Source organism: Marinobacter sp. C7 (genome assembly GCF_022343555.1).
Lineage (GTDB): Bacteria > Pseudomonadota > Gammaproteobacteria > Pseudomonadales > Oleiphilaceae > Marinobacter.
Genome location: NZ_JAKQZH010000001.1, coordinates 953,344 through 976,508, shown reverse-complemented (window position 1 = coordinate 976,508; position 23,165 = coordinate 953,344). Strand labels below are relative to the sequence as shown.

General features: G+C 60.1%; 16 protein-coding genes. 6 read left to right on the top strand and 10 right to left on the bottom strand.

Features of this window, described 5'->3' with window-relative positions; all coding sequences use genetic code 11:
• Positions 1-173: 173 nt before the first annotated feature.
• Entirely contained in the window at positions 174-413 is a 240-nt protein-coding gene (locus MD273_RS04560) for a hypothetical protein (RefSeq protein WP_239036586.1), read from the top strand.
• A gap of 105 nt (positions 414-518) precedes the next feature.
• Here MD273_RS04560 and MD273_RS04555 read toward each other — a convergent pair whose 3' ends face one another.
• Complete coding sequence (locus MD273_RS04555) at positions 519-1,103, bottom strand: YceI family protein (protein WP_239036585.1); 585 nt, start codon at positions 1,101-1,103, stop codon at positions 519-521.
• Between the two features lie 67 nt (positions 1,104-1,170).
• Positions 1,171-1,716, bottom strand: coding sequence for a cytochrome b (locus tag MD273_RS04550; protein WP_239036584.1), 546 nt, complete (start codon positions 1,714-1,716; stop codon positions 1,171-1,173).
• A gap of 439 nt (positions 1,717-2,155) precedes the next feature.
• On the opposite strand from MD273_RS04550, the gene MD273_RS04545 reads away from it, so the two are divergent.
• Positions 2,156-3,448 carry an EAL domain-containing protein gene (locus tag MD273_RS04545; RefSeq protein ID WP_239036583.1) on the top strand — a complete coding sequence of 431 codons (1,293 nt, stop codon included), beginning with the start codon at positions 2,156-2,158 and terminating at the stop codon, positions 3,446-3,448.
• Here MD273_RS04545 and MD273_RS04540 read toward each other — a convergent pair.
• The 7 genes from MD273_RS04540 to MD273_RS04510 form a co-directional block, all read right to left on the bottom strand.
• Positions 3,435-5,210 (bottom strand): SLC13 family permease, encoded by a 1,776-nt coding sequence (locus tag MD273_RS04540; protein WP_239036582.1) that lies wholly within the window; start codon positions 5,208-5,210, stop codon positions 3,435-3,437. The genes MD273_RS04545 and MD273_RS04540 overlap by 14 nt on opposite strands.
• A gap of 95 nt (positions 5,211-5,305) precedes the next feature.
• The gene (gene parE, locus MD273_RS04535) at positions 5,306-7,201 is read right to left on the bottom strand and encodes a DNA topoisomerase IV subunit B (RefSeq protein ID WP_239036581.1); all 1,896 of its coding nucleotides are present in this window, start codon (positions 7,199-7,201) and stop codon (positions 5,306-5,308) included.
• 67 nt (positions 7,202-7,268) lie between these two features.
• Positions 7,269-7,754 carry a protease complex subunit PrcB family protein gene (locus tag MD273_RS04530; RefSeq protein ID WP_239036580.1) on the bottom strand — a complete coding sequence of 162 codons (486 nt, stop codon included), beginning with the start codon at positions 7,752-7,754 and terminating at the stop codon, positions 7,269-7,271.
• Positions 7,755-7,756: 2 nt separating this feature from the next.
• A complete protein-coding gene (locus MD273_RS04525; RefSeq protein ID WP_239036579.1) occupies positions 7,757-10,408 on the bottom strand; it encodes a S8 family serine peptidase in 2,652 nt (883 codons plus the stop codon).
• A gap of 175 nt (positions 10,409-10,583) precedes the next feature.
• Complete coding sequence (locus tag MD273_RS04520) at positions 10,584-12,635, bottom strand: TRAP transporter large permease subunit (protein ID WP_239036578.1); 2,052 nt, start codon at positions 12,633-12,635, stop codon at positions 10,584-10,586.
• 15 nt (positions 12,636-12,650) lie between these two features.
• Positions 12,651-13,661: a putative solute-binding protein gene (locus MD273_RS04515; RefSeq protein WP_239036577.1), complete on the bottom strand. Its 1,011-nt coding sequence runs from the start codon at positions 13,659-13,661 to the stop codon at positions 12,651-12,653.
• Between the two features lie 59 nt (positions 13,662-13,720).
• Complete coding sequence (locus MD273_RS04510; protein ID WP_239036576.1) at positions 13,721-14,785, bottom strand: hypothetical protein; 1,065 nt, start codon at positions 14,783-14,785, stop codon at positions 13,721-13,723.
• Positions 14,786-15,158: 373 nt separating this feature from the next.
• Between MD273_RS04510 and MD273_RS04505 the strand changes: the two genes are divergently transcribed.
• A complete protein-coding gene (locus MD273_RS04505; protein ID WP_239036575.1) occupies positions 15,159-17,654 on the top strand; it encodes a penicillin acylase family protein in 2,496 nt (831 codons plus the stop codon).
• Positions 17,655-17,716: 62 nt separating this feature from the next.
• On the opposite strand, the gene MD273_RS04500 is transcribed toward MD273_RS04505, so the two are convergent.
• Positions 17,717-18,349, bottom strand: a complete 633-nt coding sequence (locus tag MD273_RS04500; RefSeq protein ID WP_239037608.1) for a TetR/AcrR family transcriptional regulator — start codon at positions 18,347-18,349, stop codon at positions 17,717-17,719.
• Between the two features lie 132 nt (positions 18,350-18,481).
• Between MD273_RS04500 and MD273_RS04495 the strand changes: the two genes are divergently transcribed.
• The 3 genes from MD273_RS04495 to MD273_RS04485 are packed head-to-tail and all read left to right on the top strand — an operon-like array spanning position 18,482 to position 22,783.
• On the top strand, positions 18,482-20,293 hold the full coding sequence (locus tag MD273_RS04495) for an acyclic terpene utilization AtuA family protein (RefSeq protein ID WP_239036574.1): 1,812 nt from the start codon (positions 18,482-18,484) through the stop codon (positions 20,291-20,293).
• On the top strand, positions 20,290-21,156 hold the full coding sequence (locus MD273_RS04490; RefSeq protein WP_239036573.1) for an SDR family oxidoreductase: 867 nt from the start codon (positions 20,290-20,292) through the stop codon (positions 21,154-21,156). The genes MD273_RS04495 and MD273_RS04490 overlap by 4 nt, the downstream gene beginning before the upstream one ends.
• 10 nt (positions 21,157-21,166) lie before the next feature.
• A complete protein-coding gene (locus tag MD273_RS04485; protein ID WP_239036572.1) occupies positions 21,167-22,783 on the top strand; it encodes an acyl-CoA carboxylase subunit beta in 1,617 nt (538 codons plus the stop codon).
• Positions 22,784-23,165 lie beyond the last annotated feature (382 nt).

Below are 23,165 nucleotides of genomic sequence, written 5' to 3'. Positions count from 1 at the left end.
ACGGGGCACGAGGAGAAGCCACATTATATGGACGCCGGGCCGGATACACCAATCCGGTAGGTGTGCGGAAACGCCAATAGCGGAATTCCCGCATGGAGAGACTGTAAGGGGCGCCGTATTCTCACCAACAGTTAATAGAAGACCGTTTCAAATTCCCGAACAAGCGGAACACTATGAAACCCAACCTGAAGGCCTGCGGGCAAGCCATGGTGACAGCCATGGTCAATGCAGTACTGGCATTAGCGCTGATGCTCCTGGTGGAGTTTGCAATCAGCGGGAGTTTCGCGGTACCGAAGCCCTACCTGTGGGCGGGTCTGCTGATCTGGCTGGTCATCTTTGCCGGTCAATTCTGGCGTCAGCGCCACCTGTGCAAGAACTGTCAGTCTTCCCGGGAGACCTCGGGCTCGATCTGACCACATCGACGAAAGGCAGATATTCTGGCTTCTGGCGTAAAAGGATGAAAAGGCGGGAAGGTTCCGGGCTGAGCCCGGAACCGGGTCTGGCAGGGTCAGCCAGGATTACTGTCGAATCCCCTCGACAGAAATAATGATCTCGACGGTCTCTGAGGCGGGGCCAAGATCCATCGGAATACCAAAATCCTTCAACCGAAGCTCGGTCTCTGCCTCGAAGCCCATGCGGTATCCTCCCCACGGATCTTCACCGTGGCCGATCATTTCGGCGTCCAGGGTGACTTCTTTTGTTACTCCCCTGAGGGTGAGATCGCCAATGATGTCGGCTTCGCCATCCTCGTCCACCACCACACGCTTGCTGGTAAACGAGGCTTCCGGATGCTCGTCCACATACAGGAAGTCTTCGCTACGCAGGTGCTTGTCGCGCTCGGCGTGGTTGGAATCGACACTGGCGGTATCGATGGTCACATTGACCGAGCTGTTCTCAGGGTTCGCGGCGTCATAGACAAACTGACCGTCGAAATCGTTGAAGCGACCATACAGCCAGCTGTAGCCGAGATGAGAAATCTTGAAGGTAATGAACTGGTGAGTACCCTTGTTATCAAAGGCATAGGTACCACCGTGCTCATCAGCCTGGGCAACACCGCCGACCAGAGCCATGGATACCGCGGATGCGAGCAATACTTTCTTCATGAATGGTTTCTCCCTTTTGATAAAACAGCCCGGTCATCGGGCGTTACTTGAGTCCTTGCTTCGCCGCTCATTTACCCAGCATACGAAGCAGAGTCCGGTCACGATCAACAAAGTGATGTTTCAGCGCTCCGAGAGCATGAAGCCCGGCAAGCACCATGATCGACCAGGTTGACCAGTAATGTACGGTACCGGCCGTGTCCTCCAGTCCCTTCACCTGTCCGGTGATAGAGGGTACCTCGAACCAGCCGAAAACGCTGATAGCCGAGCCGTCAGCGGTGGAAATCAGATACCCGCTGACCATGGCAACGAACAGCAGAATGTATAAGAGGCCGTGTGTCGCACGGGCTGCCAGCACTTCCCAGAGCTGGTGGTTCGGCAAGGACGAGGGGGCCTGGTTTACCAGGCGCCAGAGCCCCCGGCCCACCATGACTGCAAACAACAACAGCCCCACACTCCGGTGGATATCAGGCCCGCGCCGGTACCAGTCATCGTAATAGGACAGATCCACCATCCAGAAGCCGAGTGCAAACAGGCCAATGACAGCAATCGCTACCAGCCAGTGAATGAAAATGGAGACCAGACCATAACGGTCAACACTGTTTCGGAATTGCATTACCTGGAGACCACTCCCTGTCCGTTGCTTTGATGGTGCAGTCTAGAGAGACCGATCGGTGAAAAAAATCGAAATGTTTTGCTCTCCACCATCAGAAATTCTGAACGTTCTCCCCGACCTATCCCTTTAGTCTTATACGGGTTCTACGGATTGCCCGAATCCATAATAAAGATACACTTCTCACATACCTTCTCAATCAGCCGGGATGAATCCAGGAGAAACGCCATGGAACTCGAATTCGACGAAAGCGTTGTTGTTCCGAGCAACAATTGAATAAAAGCGGTCCACGGGCCGCTTTTTTCATTCTCTCATCCCGCCAATTCCCCTCCAGAACACCGACGAATTCCCGTTTCTTCAGGGAAGTTGTGGAAATGCCTGCACTTTTTTGGCAATCTCCGGCAAACAATGCAGTCTCGCGCGGTAACAACCCGAAGAAAACATGCCCCAGCCATTACCCCAAAAGTTGAGATCACCCGAGCTTGATCAGCTCGCCCCCATGCTCAACCGCGCCGGTGATGTCTGGACAGCGGACTTTCAGGGGCTGACCCTGAGGACGGCACTCCAGCCCATATACAGCATTTCCCACAAGCGGATCGTCGGTTACGAGGCGCTGATCCGGGCCTTCGATACCCGGGATACCCAGATCCTGCCGGTCGACCTTTTCAAGCTGCCTTCTTCGGATTTCGAGAATCTCCTGCTGGACCGGCTTTGCCGCTACCTTCACATCCGCAATTACAGTGGCATCAAGGATGAACTGAACTGGCTGTTTCTCAACGTTTCACCGAAGGTGGCGACGTCCGGAAACCCTTCGGATTCCTTCTTTGCCCAGCTATTGAGGAAAACGGGCCTGCCAGCGCACCGGATTGTTATGGAGATTGTCGAGCAACCAACGGATGACGCCGAGCGACTGAGAGAGACAGTAGCCTATTACCGGGAACTCGGCTGCCTGACGGCGATTGATGACTTCGGTGCTGGCCATTCCAACTTTGAACGAATCTGGAACCTGTCTCCCGACATCGTCAAACTGGACCGGACCCTGCTCACACGGGCGACCGAAGATTCCAAGGCGAGACAGATTCTGGACGGCATCGTTTCCCTGCTTCATCAGTCCGGATGCCTGGTGCTGCTGGAAGGCGTGGAAACACGGAGCCAGGCGATGATCGCCATTGATGCGGGCGTAGACTTTGTCCAGGGGTTCTACTTCCGCAGGCCGAGTACCGAACTCAGCGGACTGGAGCGAACACCAGCGAACTTCGGTCAGTTACTGGACGAGTACAAACGTCAAAACCAGGTGACATTCGATCCGACCCAGCAGGTGGTGAACTTCTTCGAGCGTTTCTTTCTCAGCACTACTGACAGGCTTTGTTCCGGAGCCTCCATGGCGGACGCCTGTGAGAATCTGCTCAACCAACCAACGGTTTCCCGCTGCTATCTGGTCGATGGCAACGGCTTGCAGATCGATGAAACCCTGGTATCGCATTCCGCACGCAATCTGGACCCTCGGTTCCGGCCACTGGAGGACAGCAGCAGCGCCGATTGGTACCGGCAGCAGTACCTCCGCAAGGCCCTTGCGCAACCGGAAACACTCCAGGTTACGGCCCCTTACCTCTGTGTCACCGGCGCCTATATGTGCGTCACCCTATCCCTGGGTTTCTATCACGAAGGCGAACTCAGGGTCCTTTGCTGTGACATCCTCTCCACGCCGATCGATCCCCGGGTCAGTAAAGACTGATCCCGTAGACCAGCGCAATGACTCCCACTGTCACCAGGCCAATAAACAGGTTCATGGGCAGGCCAACGCGCACGAAATCGGCAAAGCGATAGCCGCCCGGTCCGAATACCATCATGTTGGTCTGGTAACCCAGGGGCGTGGCAAAGCTGGCGGATGCCGCCATCATCACAGCAATGACGAAAGGCTCTGCCGGCGCCCCCATGGCAGTCGTCATGGACAACACCACCGGAATCACCAGCACGGCAGCGGCATTATTGGTGACGACCTCTGTGAGCGCTGAGACAGAGAAATACACCAGCAATACCGCCAGCAGGGTATGGCCTTGGCTGAGTCCCAGGATACCCTCAGCCAGATAACTGGCAGCACCGGTTTCCAGAAGCGCAGCTCCGAGGGCGAAAGAGGCGGCAATGGTGAGAATGACCGGTACATCCACGGATTTCTGGGCCTGTCCGACGGAACAGCAGCCGGTCAGGATCATCAGGGCGGCGGCCAGCAGCGCCGCATTGAGCATACTCAGGATACCGCAGGCCGCCAGCCCGACGAGTACCAGCAGAATGGTCCAGGACACCCAGGCGCGATCATGGCGAGGCGTGTCGGTATCCAGGTCGTTGATAAGCAGGAAGTCCTTGTTATAGCGCTGACGGCTTACGAAAGCAGGTCTGGCCTCCAGCAGGAGAACGTCGCCAGGCTTCAGGCGGATGTTGCCCAGATTGCCGGACACCCGTTCACCTCCACGGGCCACGGCCAGCACGACCGCGCCGTACCGGTCACGGAAACGGGCATCACGGATCGTCAGCCCGAGTACATCCGACTGGGGTGAAAGCACGGCTTCCACCAGTCGCCGCTCGGTCCGATCCTTGCTCAGGGAAGGCTCGTCCTCATGCACCGAGGGGACAATACCGTTGATTCGCAACAGATCAGAAATGGCCTGGGTATCCCCCGCGAACACCAGCCGGTCACCTCCTCGCAGATGCTCCTCCGAGGGCACTGCGGTGACCACACTGCCGTCGCGCTCGATTTCCACCAGGTACAGCCGCTCCAGTTCCCGCAGACCTGCCTCGCCCACGGTTTTTCCAACCAGCGGCCCGCCCTCGGATACTGCCACTTCCAGCGTGAATTCGCGCATGGAGCCAAATTTCTGCTGGTCCTTCCGGTCCGGCAGGGCCCGGGGCATGACCAGCAGAATGACCGCCAGTCCGATAATGGCCACAGGCAGGCCAACCATGGTAATGGAAAAGATTGAAAAGCCCTCGCCACCGGTCAGTTGCTGGTACTGCCCGTTCACCACCAGATTGGTACTGGTTCCGATCAGGGTCAGGGTGCCTCCGAGGATGGCGGAATAGCTGAGGGGGATCATCAGCTTGGACGGTGCAATACCGATCTTGCGCGACCAGGTATGCACCGCCGGAATCATGGTGGCCACTACCGGCGTATTGTTGAGAAACCCGCTGAGCAGGGAAACCGGCAGAGCGATGCGGGCCTGGGCACTGCGTACTGTCTTGGGGGAGCGGAGAAGGTGCCGGACGAGAAGATCAACCCCACCGGAATGATGAATACCCGAGGCGACCACAAACAGTGCCACCACCGTGATGAGACCGGTATTGCTGAATCCTGCCAGCGCCTGTTCGGGCGAAATCAGGCCACTGACGCTCAGCACCACCAGCACACCCATCATGACCATATGGGGTGCAAAGCGCCCTGAGCTCATCAGTAGTAATGCCGCGCCGGCCAGACCCAACGCGAACCAGCCCTGCCAGTCCATATCCGGTATTCCCCGTTATGAAAACTGGCAGCATAGCGAGTTTTAAGAATACTTAAAAAGAATAAAGCGCGATTTTTAAATCACTATAGAGCATATCAAACGGCAACATCGGCCATGTTGCCGTAGGTTTCCAGCCAGGCCCGGCGATCCGAAGCCCGCTTCTTGCCAAGCAGCATATCCATCCGCTCCTCGGTCTGGTCACCTTCCTCCAGCGTCAGCATGACCAGTCGGCGGGTATCCGGAGCCATGGTGGTTTCCCGTAACTGCAACGGATTCATCTCACCAAGCCCCTTGAACCGGGTAACCTGAATCTTGCCCTTGCGTTTCTCGGCTGCGAGACGATCGATGATGCCCTGTTTCTCGTGTTCATCCAGGGCATAGAAGGTTTCCTTACCCAGATCGACCCGATACAGCGGTGGCATGGCGACAAACACATGGCCAGCAGCCACCAGGGGGCGAAAGTGTTTCACAAAGAGCGCGCACAGAAGCGTGGCGATATGGAGGCCGTCGGAGTCCGCATCTGCCAGGATGCAGATCTTGTTGTAACGGAGGCCGGCGAGGTCATCCGAGCCCGGATCAACGCCAATGGCGACGGCAATGTCGTGGACCTCCTGGGACGCCAGGATTTCGCCCGAATCCACCTCCCAGGTATTGAGAATCTTGCCGCGCAACGGCATCACTGCCTGGAACTCCCGGTCGCGTGCCTGCTTGGCGGAGCCTCCGGCGGAGTCACCCTCCACCAGAAACAGCTCGGACCGGGCGGTATCGGCCCCCGAACAGTCGGCAAGCTTGCCGGGCAGCGCCGGGCCCGAGGTCACTTTCTTTCGGGCCACCTTCTTGCTCGCCCGGAGACGACGTTGGGCGTTGTTGATAAACAGTTCAGCCAGGGCTTCCGCCACATCGGTGTGCTGGTTCAACCACAGGCTGAAGGCATCCTTCACCACCCCGGAAATAAAGGCAGCGGCTTCCCTTGAGGACAGGCGTTCCTTGGTCTGGCCGGAGAATTGGGGTTCCTGCATCTTGAAGGACAGTACGTAGGCGACGCGCTCCCAGATATCCTCCGGTGACAGCTTCACGCCCCGTGGCAGCAGGTTACGGAACTCGCAGAATTCCCGCATGGCCTCAAGCAGACCGGTCCGCAGTCCGTTGACGTGGGTACCACCCTGGGCAGTCGGGATCAGGTTCACATAGCTTTCCATGACCGCTTCGCCGCCTTCCGGCAACCACTGGATCGCCCAGTCCACGGCTTCCTTGTTACCGGAGAAGCTGCCGGTGAACGGCTCCAGCGGAACGGCCTCGATATCCGCCAGCGCGGTGCGCAGGTAATCCCGCAAGCCATCCTCGTAGAACCATTCATCCTTCTCACCGGTTTTTTCCTGCAGGAAGGTAACAATCAGGCCGGGGCACAAGACCGCCTTGGCACGGAGGTTATGGCGCAGGCGGCTGATGGAGAAATTGGGGCTGTCAAAGTACTTCGAATCAGGCTTGAAGCGTAGCCGGGTGCCGGTATTGCGCTTGCCAACGGTGTCGATCACTTCAAGGTCGGTGACTTTCTCACCATCCGCGAAGGTCATCCGGTGCAGCTGGCCGTCGCGCTTGATCGTCACTTCCAGTTCTGTTGACAGGGCATTGACCACCGAGACACCAACCCCGTGCAGACCGCCGGAGAAGTTGTAGTTGCCCTGGGAGAATTTACCGCCGGCATGCAGCCGGGTCAGGATCAGCTCGACGCCCGATAGCCCCTCTTCCTTGTGGATATCCACCGGCATGCCACGCCCGTCATCCTCGACACTCAGGGAGCCATCGCTGTGCAGGATCACATCGATGCGGCGGGCGTGGCCGGCAAGGGCCTCATCGACACTGTTGTCGATCACTTCCTGGGCCAGGTGGTTCGGGCGCGAGGTGTCCGTGTACATACCCGGGCGCTTGCGCACCGGATCAAGACCGCTCAGGACTTCAATGGCGTCGGCGTTGTACTGTTGCTGGCTCATAGTCAGGAAGTGACTCCGAAATTAGTCAGAAAAGCTGAGCCATAGCTTAGGGATTCAACGCCAAAGATCAACGGTTGTTTTGCTCGGGCGTGATGCGGATGTCACTCCAGCCCGTGGCAGCAACGGCAATGGCGGCACAGGGCGTGGTCAGGGCCTGGCTCACCATCATTCCCGGTTGCGGTTCCCGGATACGGACGGAGAGTTCCAGAACGTCGTCCCTGATCGCGGCAGATACCAGGGTGGCACTATAGCCACCGGTAGGCTTCTGGCCCAGCGACGCGAGCACCACATGCTCACGGTCAAAATCCACCGCCCTGAGCGGCGCCAGCGGCAAGGTCCTGCCCTGCAGCCCTTCCAGGCGCCCGACATCTGCAGCACTCTTCAAAAGCAAGTGCCCGGGCGCCGTCAGACCACAATGGGATGACTGGCTGATCTGCCTGGCCAGGGGGGCTCCGTCGTCGGTCTGCATCTGGGGCTGACTGGTGGCACAACCGGTAATCATCAGGCTGGCGCCGGCGACAGTAAAAGACAGGAAACGGGACAACAACGTCATGTTCAGCGAATACTCTTGGTGTTTTCGTTATCCGGCTGTGCCGAGAGCACACGATAGCCCTCGAATCCCGGCCGCGGAAGCACATCCGGGGCTTGGGCGGAAATGGTCGGCCTCGAGTAGCTGGTAGTCATCCGGATACCCTGGATGGCCTCCCCTGCGGTAATCGTGATCTCCTCACGAAGCCCCGAGACCGGGTACTCGGCACAGGCCTCGCCAGCATGACAGATCAAACCGTCGTTATCGATGTCCGAGCCGGCCACCAGGAAATAGTCCCCCGGCGGGACCTCTGAGAGAAATCTGGGCGCAACACCATCATCGGGGCGGAAACTGAACTGGTACTGACCATTCACCACCTCTACGGTTGCCTGGGACACCGTGGTAAAAATATCGCCTTCAGGCACCGGGTCGACCAACAACACAAAGTGGCGGCCGGCATTCCGGAGCGCCAGGTCGTCCGGTTGCTGGCCGATGATCGGTATTTCCAGGGTACGCTCTTCCACATCCCCCTGATAGGTAACGAGCAACACCGTTCGCTCGGACACGCCTTGCTCCAGTGCATCAGCATTCAGATCCAGTCGTACCGAGAAGCTCGTCCCGGAACTTCCGGCAGGAGGTGCCGTCACGTCCACCCAGGCTGCTGATGTTTCGAGCTCCACAGACATGATCTCAACGCTCGAAGGCGAATCTCCATAGACTTCCAGCGCCGCAGTGACCGAGGCGGCACCCTCCGTCGAGAGTGTGACAATGGCAGGAGAGGCTGTCAGCAGGTCCGTCACCGGCGTGTCCGATGCCGCCAACACGGACTTGGCGGCATCCATCAATCCCCAGCCAAGGTCGTCGTTCCTGCAGGGATTATCACAGGAGGAAACCGTGAGCTTGCCGGCCTGAAGCATGGCATTCACCGCGGGATAATCAAGGGTCAGGTTCTGGTTCTTCATCAATGCCAGGACACCGGAGACATGGGGTGCGGCCATGGACGTGCCCTGGAGACCGGCATAGGTCGCCGTCAGGGTCCCATCGATCACGGCTGCACTGGTACTGCTGACCAGATCGCCCCGGCCGTCGGCATTTCCGTCCCGACTGGCATCACCACCCGGCGCGGCCAGGTCTATCCAGGGACCAAAGTTCGAGTAAGACGAAAGCACCCCTGCCCCATCCACCGCACTGACGGCCAGTACATTGGCAAAGGCGGCCGGATAGGATGGGTTACTGGTTCCGGCATTACCAGCGGCAGCCACGTAGATCGCTCCACGTTCCGTGCCCGCATTGATCGCATCCTGCAAGGCCTGGATGTAAGGCAGGCCCCCGAGGCTCAGGTTCACCACGTCCGCCCTGGGCTGCCCCGTGCCGTCATCATTCACCCAGTTCAGCGCATCAAGCAGGTCAGCTGAGGATCCGGTGCCGCCCTCTCCCAACACGCGGACCGGCACCAGCGTCGAACTGAAGGCAACACCGATGCCACCGCGTTCGTTGTCAACGGCAGCGACCGTGCCCGCCACATGGGTTCCATGGTAAACACTGCCGCCCACGGAATTGCCCGGATCCGACGGGTTACTGTCGGGCCCGGGCTGACTGTCGGTGTCATACTCCTGGGAGACGAAGTCGAATCCCTGCCCGACATTGGCATTCAGGTCCGGGTGCCAGTTTCCGGGCTGGCCAAAGAGCCCGGTATCCATAACGGCAACCGCAACCCCTTCCCCGGCACCCGGTGCCAGCTGCCAGGCGATAGGTGCGTTCAACAGCTCATAATGCCATTGCTGGCCCAGAGCGGGATCATTGTACAGCGGCTCATCCAGAGGGGTTCCCTGGGTCTGGACCAGGTAATTGGGCACAGCCTGTTTTATCGCCGCCTCTTTCCGCAGGTTCTCAATCCATGAGAGGGTCTGCCCTGCCCGATTGCCCTGATCCTGGCTCAGGGGCCCCGCCATCCGCACCTGCCAGAGCCCACGACCCAGAGCGCGGGCTTTTGTCATCCCGGTCGCAGACACCTGTGCCGGCATACCCGGCGTTTCCTCCATGACAACAATGGCCTCGCCCTCGGCAAACTGATGGTCGGGCCATTCATGAACAGACTGGGCAGACAGGTTGGACGCCGATGACGACAGGATATAGAGCATGGGAACGGAGCTCGCAAGGATCTCCACCTGGTAGGTGCCCTCGGGCCAGGACTGGGTGGTGTCATCAGAGAGGCTGACGCTCACCTGGGAGTCGGTTTCAGTGGTCTGGGCAGTGGAAATAACCGCGTTGCCTGCATCCGGCGCCAATAACCGGATCGACAGGTTCGATCGGCCGGCACGCGTGGCAAACGCCTGCAGTGAAATCCGCTGGTCCGGTGCGAGCGTCATCGAAAACTGATCCCGGGCGTCTATGAAATACTCGGAGCCCGGTAAGCCTCCGACCGTAGGGTAAGCTCCTTCCTGACGGCTGACATAACCGGCAAGAACGAACTCCCGGGGTAACGCCTGCACCCCGGAAAATGGAGACGGGTTGAGAGACAGCGAATCGGCCGTGTCGATATCCACCCGGGTCCCTGCTTCTATATCGATGACCCCGGAGAGCGCAACATCCACCGGCGCGGTTTCGCCACCACCGGAGCCCCCGCCACAGCCGGCCAGAACCGCTAAAACACTCACTACCAAGCCAATCCGAAACATTCCGGGTTCCTTTGCTTCCTTCAATCTGCCTTTTCCGTCTGCCAATTCAAGCATACACCATACCCCGGCTTCCGTTACGTCCCCTCTGTGCGAGTACGGAAATTCATCCCTTGTGGATGAAAAAAACCGCCAGCGGCCGGGCCGGTGGCGGTTACTTCATTCTATAGAAGCCAAGTTACAGCGCGTAGAACAACAACGGAATAAAGGCAACCAGCAGAAGCGTCGGCCCCATGACTGCCAGAGGCAGCAGGAGACGCTCATAGCGGTGCCAGAAGGAACCGGAGCGCTCGGCTGCGAGCACTTCCGTTTCCCCAACCACCTGCCGAGTGAGCAGATGGTTCAACGCCACCGGCGGGCTGAGGTATCCCAGCTCGAAGGCAACGAGACACACGATCCAGAAATGCAGCGGATCGATACCCAGCTGGATCGCAGGCTGGGCTACAGTGGCAGAAACCAGGATCACGGCACCGAACGGATCCATCACCATGCCGATAATGGTCAGCATCACCACAATGACCAGCATGGCAATCCAGGGACTGGTCAGGTCCTCCGGAAACAGCGCATGGACGATGTCCGAGCGTTCCAGAATGCCGCCTAGGCAGATCGAGAAGCCAATCAGGGCCAGCAGCGCGCCAATGTGCACGGCAGAATCACTCGCAGCCGAGGAACTCCGGTTCCAGAATGCCTGGGCACGGGTCTCGCCGTCCTCCCGGCTGTCGCGCCCGGCATCCAGCAACACCAGTGCCAGCATCACCAACGGCAGGATCAACGGTGCACTGTATTCGTTGAACTTCAGCCCGAGGATGATCCAGATCGACAGGATCACGATGGCACCCACCACCACGTAGGGCAGCAAGGCCCGGGTTTCGCCAACGGCCGCGCGGAGAGCACCCGGGGCCGGACGGGGCTTCCAGTTGCCCTCGGTCTTGCACACGATCAGCGAAAACAGGCTTGCCGACATGATGAAGACCCAGAAGCCCCAGCCGTACATCTCGGTGGTGGTGACTTCCTTATTCAGGGCCGCCACCACGACAATCAGGAGACAGGGATTGAGCACCACGCCCAGGCTGCCCGACATGGCGGTCGTGGCCAGGGAAAGCTGGCGTCCGGCGCCGGCGCGACGGAGTTCGTCGTAGACAACGCCACCCACGGCCAGGATGAAGATTCCCGAGGCTCCGGTAAAAGCAGTCGGGAAGGCGGTGGCAAAGATGATCACCGAGGCCAGCAGCGGTGCCGGCAGATTGAAGGGTTTGATGACGTTCAGCAGCAGTTCCGGGATCCGGGTCTGCTTGAGCATCATGCCCACCAGCACATACAGACCGATGTTGATGAACATCGATGAGAGGTTGGACATCATCCCGAAGTAGATGGCCAGGCCCGACGCATAACCATCCACCAGGAAGAAATAACTCATGGCAATCAGGCCCATGCCGCAATACAGCGGGATAACCAGCCCCGAGGACGGCCTGAGCTTGCCGGCACGGATCCGGTCCGGAATATTCAGGAACCGGGTCGCGTTGATTATCATGAACAACCCGAACACGCCGACCCACGCATACTGGAGACTCATCGTGTCCTCCGAGCCCGGCGAGGTGGCAAGCTTGCCCAGGTAGGCGTTCAGCGACAGGACCATCAGCCCGTTGACCACAAACTGCACGCCCTGACTCAACCGCCATTCGGCCCGGTTGCGCGGCAAGCGCAGGGCGATGTGGTCGGTATCCAGTGCAGCAATCGCTGCGGCCATGGCAAACATGGCAATGAACAGGTACTTGGTGAGCTCGATGTTATCGAGCAGGAACTCGGCCAGCCCCTGTTCCACCGTCTTGAACATACCCAATGCCGCAGTGGCATGTTTCAGGTTCTGTTCGTAGACCGCGTATTGCTGCTGACACAGCTCCAGGTTGCTCTCCAGGGACTTTCGGATGGCCTCCGGATTGGGTGGCGAGCTGAACAGATCGTCAGGGTCCGGTTTGTAGGCGGCCACCCGTTTGGCCACTTCCGCATCGATATCCATTTCCAGCTGACACGAGGGTTCCGTGGCATCCGGGTTCAGAAGATAGTAGTTCGGCCATGTCTGCTCGCCGACCCAAAGCAGCCGGGAATGCAGGGAGTTCCCCATACCCAGCAGCAGGGTGAACAACAACAGGAGCAGGAGAACTGCCCCGTGCATGCGATGCACGGGGTAGAGTGTCCTTGCGGCCGGAGCGGTCAAAGCTCGCCAGTTCATGTGTATCCCGCCCTTTTATTCGCGGTTGGCCGCGGTGCACTCGGCAGCCGAAGGATTGCTGGCGCAGCGGATCTTGCTGAGCAGGCTCATCATCTTCGGGTGGTAAACATCCGGCGCGCCGTTCACGCCATCCCGCATTTCGAGGCGGTTCTCACGGAACATTTCCTGGTACCCGCGAATGTCCTTTTCAGGGATCTTGACCCACTTCTCGTCGGGAATCGCCGCTTCCTGCTTCTCGATCAGGTTCATGGCCTGCGGGAACATGTTCCAGGCAACCTCACGGGCTGTCTGGGCGGTTTCGTCATCCAGAACCTCGTCCCGGGCGACCATCTGGAGAGTCAGCTGGGCCAACGGATAATCCACTACGCCCCCCTTGTCGCCGATGCCCTTATAGAGCTCGAGAGCCTCATAGGCGAACGCCGGCGCGTAGGCAGTGTCGACTGAACCGTTGTTGAACTTGCCGGCAAAATTGGTGATGTCGGAGGGCACAACTGTCGCTTTTACATAGTTCACCATGTGGATCGCATCTTTCTGGTAATCCAGGGTGGCCATCCGCTTGCCAGCCAGCTCGCCGGCGGTGTCAATGCTGCGGTCATTCACGAACAGGTAACCGGCGCCCACCGGAACAATTCCCAGAACCTCATAGCCGTTGTCTTTCATCAGCGGGGCGGCTTTGGGCTGGGCCAGCGTTGCCAGCAAAGTCTTCAGGTTTTCGTAGGTGGGAATGGCACCCACGGCGCTGATGCTGCCGGTGAACTTGTTGAACGGGCGGATCCGGATATCCGTGGCGGCCACCGCATCACACTGACCGGCGTTAAAATCACCAATGGCGACACCTTCGTCGGTATAGGGCTTCAATTCCAGATCCACGCCGTGGTTCTTCATCTCCAGGGCGTAATCCTTGACGAAGTTGTAGAAGTCACCGTTGGCACCGATGACGTCAAACACACACATCGAAACACTCTGCGCCGATGCAAGGGGCGATGCTGCTACCAGGGCCATGGCGGTTAGGGATTTGCGGATCATAACGACCTCCGGGTCATTCTTGTGTTTATCGGTTGTTCAGAGGGTGGTGGCGGCCCGCCTCAGAGCAGGCCATCCAGACTCATGGTTTCAACATTCTCGGTTTGCCGCTCCGGGCTCATCTTGCCGAAGTAGGTCTGCGGGGTGCGATAGCCATAGTTGGCCGACCAGTGCTTGTCCGAGGCGAAACGAATCGCGCCTGCTGCCACCTCATCTACCAGACGGTACTCGTCCCAGACATCAACGGTTGCATTCGACTCAGCGAAGGAGGCGATCGCTTCCTCAAGCTTGTCCGGACGACCGAAGGTTTCAGCGGCTACAGCCTGAAGGGCGTGCGGAACGCGCAGGCCTTTCTCTACGCCCAATTCAGTGCTGTGCTCAAGTACCTGCCAGGGATCCGGAGACAGGGCCGGCTGGGTATCCGGCAGCAGCAGCCAGACCAGGGCACGGATCGCATTGGGCATACCGCCCCACTTTTCGTTATCCAGGCAGGTGGCAGCGCGCTCGGCCTGGGGCGCGATATTTCTGGGCACCCCCGCCATGGCACCGGAATTGGCGTCATTCACGATGGCCTGCATGCCGGTCAGCAGACCCAGCAGGAAGGTGAGTTCGTCCTGCTCACTGAACAGGAACGGGCACTCCAGCGGCTCGGCCGAGGGATCAAATTCGTAGGCCGCCATCGCTCTCTGGAAGGAGGCATAGCGGCGCTTTGCGGTCAGGGCATTCAGGCGCTTGGCCTCTTCCCTGGCGTCCTTGGCCGCCTCGACATTGCCCTGATAGTCAGCCCGCAGATAGGCCAGCTCCGCCTCCCAGGCCTTGTACTCGGCACAGTTACCCGCGAGCAGCATCAGCAGGGAACCCGTGCTTTCCGGTGCGTCGGTCACCCGGGAGAAGGAATACAGCAGCGGGTCAATACCTTCACCCAGTGCACAGGCCATACGGGGATCTGACATCTGCAACACGTAGGGGGTTGCCTCACCTTCGGAGTAGTTGGAGAGCACTACGCCGGTGGTGGTGTAGATCGGGTTCGCGGAACAGCCGGCAAGCAGGATCAGAGCCCCGGCAGTCAGGAATTTCAGCGGCGCCACGGAAATGCGGCGGGAAAAAGTAACCAGAGTGGAAATCATAATTCGCCCTGCTTTGCATTGTTTTTATAGATTGAGGGTACCCGTCCAGGTGCCCGTCCGATTTCTGATGACGTAACGTCGCACCAAAAGGTTTCCTACCCTCGTTGTCCACGGCTGCAAGGATGCGACCAAAACTGTCAGACAAAAATGGCTCGATTGCCGAAGCGGATATGCCGATGAGGCCAATGGCCCTCACGGAAAGGGCTGCATGTCCATTTTTTTGATACTTATCAAAGTATTCCCGAAAACCTCGTTTTCGCTTTTGCTGCCACCCCTCAGACAGTGGCCGGATCTTACACCGGCATGCCGGAACCTTTTGCCGGGTCATCCCGTTCCCTGCGTTGCCAAAACAACAAAAGAAGGCGAAACGATGATGAATCCGAAACAAGCTGTTCCACTGGCGCTGATCCCGTTTATCCTCGCGGGTTGTCTGTCAAACAATGACCCGTCAGCCCCCGCCCCCGACTCCAGGGACGACCCGGGAACCGAGATCGCCGGCGACGGACAAACCCTTTACCGGGCCTCCCTCAGGCGAACCTCTTATGGCATTCCACACATCGAGGCAGACGACTTTTCCAGCCTCGGCTATGCCTACGGATATGCCCAGGCCGAGGACAACCTTTGCCTGCTCGCGGAGGACACCCTGACCATCCGGGGTCTGAGGTCACGATACCTGGGGCCGGACGGCCCTTACACCATCCCCTCCAACGGCACCACCACGACCAACCTCAACGCGGACTTTTTCTGGCGCACCACTCTGACCGATGAGGCCATTGCGCCTTTCAGGTCAACCAGTGACCCGGAAGTACTGGACGCTTCGAAAGGTTATGTGGACGGATACAACCGCTATCTGGCGGAAATCCGGGATGGCCGGCATCCGGGTCGGCACCAGGCCTGCCGGGACAAGGACTGGCTGTTTGCCCTTGAAGAGCAGGACATGTACCGGCGCTACCTTCGGCTCGCGGTACTGGCGAGCTCCTCGGTATTTGTCGATGGCATAGCCACTGCGCAACCGCCGGAAACCACAGATACCGTTCTGCCCTCCGCCGAGGATCTGCTTTCGGCCCTCGAGGGCGAGGGCCGCGAAAGCCTGCCCTTCCCTCTCGGCACGGAGCTGCCGATCGGCAGCAACATGTATGGCCTGTCTGCCGGTGCAAGTCGTAGCGGTGAATCGATGCTGTTCGGCAACCCGCATTTTCCCTGGGAGAAAACCGAACGCCTGTACCTGGCCCACCTGAAAGTCGGCAACGACACCGAAATCATGGGGGCGGCGCTGTATGGCTTGCCCGCTGTGCTCATCGGGTTCAACGAGCATTTCGCCTGGAGTCATACCGTCTCCTCGGCCTACCGCTTCACCTTCTACGAGCTGACCCTCAACCCGGCAGACCCGACCCAATACCTGTATGAGGGAGAGTTCCTGGACATGGAAAGCAGCGATGTCACCGTTGAAGTGCTGGAGGACGATGGCAGCATCGGCGAGCGGACCCGCACCCTCTATCGTTCGAAGTATGGCCCGATGCTGACCTTCGAGGCGGCAGGCGTGCCGGTACTGAACTGGTCATCCCTGAAGGCCTATACACTCCGTGATGCCAACGCGGAAAACGACCGCCTGCTGAACCAGTTCTTCCGCTGGAACCAGGCCAACAGCTTCGAGGAATTTGTGGACCTGCATGCCAGTGTTCTCGGGGTACCCTGGGTCAATACCGTTGCCACCGGTCCGGGACAACAGGCGTACTACGGAGATGTCACAGTGGTACCCAACGTGCCGGACGCCAAGGCTTCAGCCTGCGCTACCGCCCTGTCCCCGGTTTTCGACCAGCTGGCGCCGGGGCTGCCGGTCCTGGATGGTTCCCGCGCCGATTGCGAATGGGATACCGATCCGGATGCACCGGCCGCCGGCATCTTCGGTCCGGCCAACCTGCCGACGCTCCGTCGGGACGACTGGATACACAACTGTAACGACAGCTACTGGGTTTCCAACCCGGAAGAACCGCTCACAGGATTTGCCGCCATCATCGGCGACGAGGAAACGCCGCGAACCCTGAGAACCCGCAAGTGCATGCAGCAGGTGCAGGATCGGCTGGACGGCAGCGACGGGTTGGCGGGCAGCCTCGGGTTTGACCTGCCCAACCTCCAGGCCGTGGTGCTCAACAGCAGCCTGCTTTCCGAGGAACTTGCCCGGCAGGATGTGCTGGACGCCTATTGCCCTCTGGGAACGTTACCGAGCAGCTCGGGCCAGCCGGTGGACATCTCCGCTGCCTGCGAGGTGCTGCGGCAGTGGGACGGAACCCACAACCTGGACTCTGTAGGCGGTCACATATGGCGGGAATTCTGGCGGGGCATCGACCCGCTGCCAGTGACCTCCCCCGACAAATGGCTGACCCCGTTTGATCCGAATGATCCGGTCAACACTCCGGCGGATCTCAACGTAGCGAGTCCGCTGATCCAGGCGGCCTTTGCCGATGGTGTGCAACGAATCCAGAATTCTCCGATCGCGCTGGACGCGGCGGTGCGGGATATCCAGCTGTCCGGGATCCACGATACCCCAATCCCGATTTTCGGGGGCGAGGGTTTCGAGGGAAGCTTCACCATCGCCAGCTCCCGCCCGAACGACCTGACTGACGGCCGGTACGATGTGAACTATGGCAACAGCTACATCCAGACCGTCACCTGGCGGGAGAACGGCGCGCCCAGGGCCGAGGGTTTCGTGACCTACTCCCAGTCGACGGATCCGGCCTCGCCCTACTACCGGGACATGACAGAGGCCTATTCTTCCAAGGACTGGATCGCCTTCCCCTATACCGAGGAAGCCATCCGCTCCGATCCGAACCTGGTGGAATACCGGCTCGTGGAACTGGCCCGGGACTGATCCGGGCATAAACCAGAAAGGGCCCCAACCGGGGCCCTTTCTGGTGTGATTCGGAGGAACGCTCAAGCGGTGGCAGCAAACCCGAGCATGGCCATCACCTGATCGGTCAGACCATCCAGGGTCAGCCCGCCGCGCTCCGGCCGATACCAGGTCACCGTCCAGCTCAGCGCGCCGGTCAGCATGCGCCGTACCACGAACGGCTCCGCCAACAGGGCACCCTGTTCGCGCAACAGACCAAGCACATCCAGCCAGAGCGCTTCGTAGATATCCCGTAACTCCAGCACCTCTGCCTGCGAGTCCGCTGACAGGCTGCGCCACTCGAACACCAGTACCGCCATGGCCTCTCCGGTCTGGCCATTGATGGATTCAAGTTCCGCACGGACCAGTGCCCGAAGCTTGTCCCTCGGAGTATCTGCCGCCTCCATGGCCGACTGCATCAGGGCAGTATTCAGCCGGATGGTCTCCACCATCACCGCCTTGAGAATTTCTTCCTTGGTGCGGAAATGATGGAACAGACTGCCGGACTGGATACCCACCGCCGCGGCCAGATCCCGGACCGTGGTGCGCTCATACCCCTTTTCCCGGAACAACCGGGCTGCCTCCTTCAACAGGCGGCCGCGGGCGCCAGTGGGATCGGATACGAGGTTTTCGGCAATCAGGGACTGAAGGATCTGGTTCTGGCTCACTAAGGCTATCCGGTTGGCTGATGAGGCCTTTAATACTACCTCAAACTTGCCTGTTTACAAACCAAGCGCTTGCTTGGTATTGTCATTTCCATCCTCCTGTAAACCCGCCGGAAGCGGGCGACAAAAAACAAGGCAGAGAAGATGTCAGACTCCAACCGCAACACCGTGCGCATCGGCTGCTCCGCCGCTTTCTGGGGCGACACGGAAACCGCCGCTGCCCAGCTGGTCAGACACGGCGATATCGATTACCTGGTGGCGGACTACCTCGCCGAGATCACCATGTCCATCATGGCCGGCCAGAAAATGAAGGATCCTACCCAGGGTTATGCCCGGGATTTCGTTCAGACCGTGATGGGCCCTCTCCTGGGAGACATCAAGGAAAAAGGCATCCGGGTTCTGGCCAACGCCGGAGGCGTCAATCCCGTCGCCTGTCGCAACGCCCTGCAGGAACTGTGTGACAAGGCCGGGGTAGACCTCAGGATCGCGCTGGTGCTCGGCGATGACCTGCTCATGAAGAAGAAAAAACTCAGCGACGCCGGCATCACCGAGATGACCACCGGTCAGCCAATGCCGGGCATGATGGTCAGCCTCAACGCCTACCTGGGCGCACCGGGCCTTGTGGCCGCCCTGGAACAGGGGGCGGACATTATTATCACCGGTCGCGTGGCGGACAGCGCGTTGGTGCTGGCTCCCCTGGTGCACGAATTCGGCTGGCAATGGGACGATTACGACAAACTGGCCCAGGGCAGTCTGGCAGGCCATCTGCTGGAGTGCGGCGCACAGGCAACCGGCGGCAATTTCACGGACTGGCAGGCGGTCGCGGGCGGTTACGCCGACATGGGCTTCCCCATCGCCGAGGTCGGCGAATCGGGGGTCTTCGAGATCACCAAACCGGACGGCACCGGCGGCATGGTCAGCCGAGGAACCGTGGCCGAACAGCTGGTCTACGAGATCGGCGACCCCCGCGCCTACCTGCTCCCGGATGTGGCTTGCGATTTCACCGGGGTCACCCTGGAAGAATCCGGTACCGATCGGGTAACGGTCAGAGGCGCGCGCGGCCAGGCGCCCACCGACAGCTACAAGGTCTCCGGCACCTGGCCCGACGGATTCAAGTGTACCGTGACCTTCCTGTTGGCCGGGCTCGACGCCCGCAACAAGGCGCAGACGGTGGCCGAAGCCATTCTGGCCAAGACTTCCCGCCTGTTCAGCGAGCGGGGCCTGCCCGATTACTCGGAAACCAGCATCGAACTGCTGGGCACCGAAACCACTTACGGCGCCCACGCACGCGGCCAGGACTGCCGGGAAGTGGTGGTCAAGATCAGCACCGCCCATCCGAAAAAAGAGGCCCTGGTGCTCTTCTCCCGGGAAATCGCCCAGGCGGCCACTGGCATGGCGCCGGGAATTACCGGCATTGTCGGCGGGCGGCCGACCGTCTGGCCCAAAATCCGACTGTGGTCCTGCCTTGTTCCCAAGACCGACGTTTCGGTGACGGTGGATCTGGCGGGCGAACAAACGCCGATCGACATCCGCAGCGACGGCGGCTTCGATCCGGATCGACTGCCGGTGTTTCCCGAGTCCGATGCCGTTGCAGAAACTGACCTCGTTGTCCCCCTGATCGAACTGGCCTGGGCCCGGAGCGGCGACAAAGGAGACCACAGCAACATCGGCGTTATCGCCCGCGATCCCGCATTCGAGCCCTACATTGCCTCTGCACTGACCGAAGCCGCTGTCTCTGACTGGATGAGTCACACACTTGAGCCCGAGAACGGCAGGGTCAACCGCTGGCCACTACCGGGTCTGCATGCCTTTAACTTTCTGCTGGAACACAGCCTCGGCGGCGGCGGTGTCGCAAGCCTGAGGATCGACCCCCAGGGCAAAGCCTTCGCCCAGCAGCTTCTGGAGTTTCCCGTGCCCATCAGCCGGGCCGTCTATGAAAAAGGACAAAAACGATGAGTTATCGCTCTGTATTCCAGCCGGATCTGTTCAAGGACCAGGTCTATATCGTCACCGGTGGTGGCTCCGGGATTGGCCGCTGCACCGCCCATGAACTGGCCGCCCTCGGCGCAAAAGTGGCCCTGGTCGGCCGAAAGCAGGAAAAAGTTGACGCGGTGAAGGCGGAAATCACCGAGGATGGCGGTATCGCGTCGGCCCACGCCTGCGATATCCGCGAGGAAGAGTCGGTCAAGGCGACCGTCGCCGCCATCATCAAAGAACACGGAAGCCTCAACGGTGTGATCAACAATGCCGGTGGCCAGTTTGCATCCCCCCTGACCGGCATCAACCAGAAGGGCTGGGAAACCGTGGTCCGAACCAACCTCACCGGCGGCTTCCTGATGGCTCGGGAGGCGTACACACAGGCCCTGAGCAAGACCGGCGGCGCCATCGTCAACATTGTGGCCGACATGTGGGGCGGGATGCCCGGCATGGGCCACTCCGGCGCCGCTCGGGCGGGCATGGTCAACTTCACCCAGACCGCCGCCGTGGAATGGGCCCCGTCCGGGGTCCGTGTCAACGCCGTGGCCCCGGGCTGGATCGCCTCCAGCGGCATGGACAACTATCCGGCCCACATGAAGGACTGGATCCGCAGCCTGGCCGATGCCGTGCCGATCAAGCGCCTGGGTACCGAATCCGAAGTCAGCGCAGCGATCTGTTTCCTGCTCAGTCCGGCCGCGGCTTTCATCTCCGGCGACTGCCTGAGAATCGACGGCGCCGCCTCCCAGGGCGGCCGCGTCTGGCCCATGCCCAAGGCCAGGAATAACGAGGCCTGGAACGGCTTCCACCGCGCCGTGACCCCGAAGGTACTGAGCGAGGACTGAGGAAACAGACATGCAGGTACTCGAAACCACCATCAATGCCCAGTCCGACGACTTCCGGGCCAACGCCGACGCCATGGAGGCCCACATCCGGACCTTCCGTGAGGTCGAACAAAAAGTGCTGGACCTGGCCGAATCAGCCCGGGAAAAATTCACCAAACGGGGCAAACTCCTGCCCCGTGACCGGATCAACCGGCTACTGGACCGCGGCAGCGAGTTCCTGGAACTCTGCTCCCTCGCGGGCTACAAGATGCACGACGACAAGGACGGCTCCATGGCCGGCGGCGGCATCATCGCCGGCATCGGCACGGTCAGCGGCGTCCGCTGCCTGGTTGTCGCCAGCAACAGCGCCATCAAAGGCGGCACCATCACCCCCGCCGGCCTGGACAAGACCCTGCGCCTTCAGCAAGTGGCCATGGAAAACAAGCTGCCGATAGTCTCCCTGTCCGAAAGCGGCGGCGCCAATCTCAACTACGCCACCGACATTTTCGTACTCGGCGCGAGGGGCTTCGCCAATCAGGCCCGCATGTCCGCCGCCGGCATTCCCCAGGTTACCGTGGTACACGGCAACGCCACCGCCGGCGGCGCCTACCAGCCGGGGCTCTCGGACTATGTCATCACCGTGCGCGAGCAGGCCAAGATGTTCCTGGCAGGCCCGCCCCTGCTGAAAGCCGCCACCGGCGAAGTCGCCACCGACGAAGAACTGGGCGGCGCCGAAATGCACGCCACAGTAGCCGGTACCGCCGAATACCTGGCCGAGGACGACGCCGATGGCATTCGCCAGGCCCGGGAAATCCTGGGCGCCCTGCCCTGGAATGAGCATCTCCCGCCCCAACGGGAAATGGCGTGGGAGCAGCCCCTGTACCCGGCCGAGGAACTGCTGGGCGTGATTCCCGCGGACTCGAAGAAGCCCTACGACGTCCGGGAGATACTCGCCCGCATCGCCGACGGCTCCCGATTCCTGGATTTCAAGAACGGCTACGACGACCAGACCGTATGCGGCACCATCCGGATCGAAGGCCATTCCGTCGGGATCATTGGCAACAACGGCCCGATCACCCCGGAAGGCTCTACCAAAGCCGCCCAATTCATCCAGCTCTGCGACCAGGCGGGCACGCCGATTCTTTTCCTGCACAACACCACCGGGTTCATGGTGGGCACCCATTCCGAACAGAACGGGATCATCAAACACGGGTCAAAGATGATTCAGGCAGTCGCCAACTGCCGGGTGCCCAAGTTCGCAATTGTGGTTGGCGGTTCCTATGGTGCAGGTAACTACGCGATGTGTGGCCGGGGCCTTGATCCCCGTTTCATCTTCGCCTGGCCCAATAGCCGGACAGCCGTCATGGGCCCGGCGCAGGCGGGCAAGGTGATGCGCATCGTGGCGGAGGAGAAGCAGCGGCGCGGCGGTATGGAACCGGATGCCAAGACGCTGGATTTCCTGGAGCAGGCGACGGCCAAGAAGCTGGAGGAGGGCTCCACGGCCTTATACGGAACAGCCCGGCTCTGGGACGACGGTCTGATCGATCCTCGCGATACCCGGCGGGTGCTCGCTCTGGTTCTGTCGGTCTGCCGTGAGGCTGAACAGCGGCAGTTACGGCCCAACAGTTTTGGTGTGGCCCGGTTTTGAGATTTGTCTTCGGAGTTCGGCTCCTGATGCAGGACTGCGAGTTCCGGGGAGGCACTGTCTGGGAACCGGTGGCCAAAAACCGCTACGAGCACGTCCATGTGCGCTTGTTTCAGGCCATCCATGGCCTTCAACATTTTTGGCCACCGGTTCCCAGACAGCGCGATCAGATCACGAGTTAGCTCTAATCGGTGATTGAAGCGCCGATTTCCGAAACCAAAAAACGAGGAACATTTCGAACTAACTGCCAGCAGGAAGCAACAAATTACAGGATTGAAGCGGCTGTGGGGGTGGGGCTTCAGAAAATGTAGAGGGCCAAGGATGGCCCGAAACAAGCGCACATGGGCGAAGCAAACGTTTATGAAGCGAAGCTTCATGTGCCGCT

Bases quoted from the DNA above. Each gene is read 5' to 3' on its own strand.
- parE (WP_239036581.1), bottom strand. From the start codon at position 7,201: ATGAGCCAGCAACAGTACAACGCCGACGCCATTGAAGTCCTGAGCGGT.
- MD273_RS04540 (WP_239036582.1), bottom strand. From the start codon at position 5,210: ATGGACTGGCAGGGCTGGTTCGCGTTGGGTCTGGCCGGCGCGGCATTA.
- MD273_RS04545 (WP_239036583.1), top strand. From the start codon at position 2,156: ATGCCCCAGCCATTACCCCAAAAGTTGAGATCACCCGAGCTTGATCAG.
- MD273_RS04550 (WP_239036584.1), bottom strand. From the start codon at position 1,716: ATGCAATTCCGAAACAGTGTTGACCGTTATGGTCTGGTCTCCATTTTC.
- MD273_RS04495 (WP_239036574.1), top strand. From the start codon at position 18,482: ATGTCAGACTCCAACCGCAACACCGTGCGCATCGGCTGCTCCGCCGCT.
- MD273_RS04510 (WP_239036576.1), bottom strand. From the start codon at position 14,785: ATGATTTCCACTCTGGTTACTTTTTCCCGCCGCATTTCCGTGGCGCCG.
- MD273_RS04490 (WP_239036573.1), top strand. From the start codon at position 20,290: ATGAGTTATCGCTCTGTATTCCAGCCGGATCTGTTCAAGGACCAGGTC.
- MD273_RS04485 (WP_239036572.1), top strand. From the start codon at position 21,167: ATGCAGGTACTCGAAACCACCATCAATGCCCAGTCCGACGACTTCCGG.
- MD273_RS04520 (WP_239036578.1), bottom strand. From the start codon at position 12,635: ATGAACTGGCGAGCTTTGACCGCTCCGGCCGCAAGGACACTCTACCCC.
- MD273_RS04525 (WP_239036579.1), bottom strand. From the start codon at position 10,408: ATGTTTCGGATTGGCTTGGTAGTGAGTGTTTTAGCGGTTCTGGCCGGC.
- MD273_RS04515 (WP_239036577.1), bottom strand. From the start codon at position 13,661: ATGATCCGCAAATCCCTAACCGCCATGGCCCTGGTAGCAGCATCGCCC.
- MD273_RS04530 (WP_239036580.1), bottom strand. From the start codon at position 7,754: ATGACGTTGTTGTCCCGTTTCCTGTCTTTTACTGTCGCCGGCGCCAGC.
- MD273_RS04555 (WP_239036585.1), bottom strand. From the start codon at position 1,103: ATGAAGAAAGTATTGCTCGCATCCGCGGTATCCATGGCTCTGGTCGGC.
- MD273_RS04560 (WP_239036586.1), top strand. From the start codon at position 174: ATGAAACCCAACCTGAAGGCCTGCGGGCAAGCCATGGTGACAGCCATG.
- MD273_RS04505 (WP_239036575.1), top strand. From the start codon at position 15,159: ATGAATCCGAAACAAGCTGTTCCACTGGCGCTGATCCCGTTTATCCTC.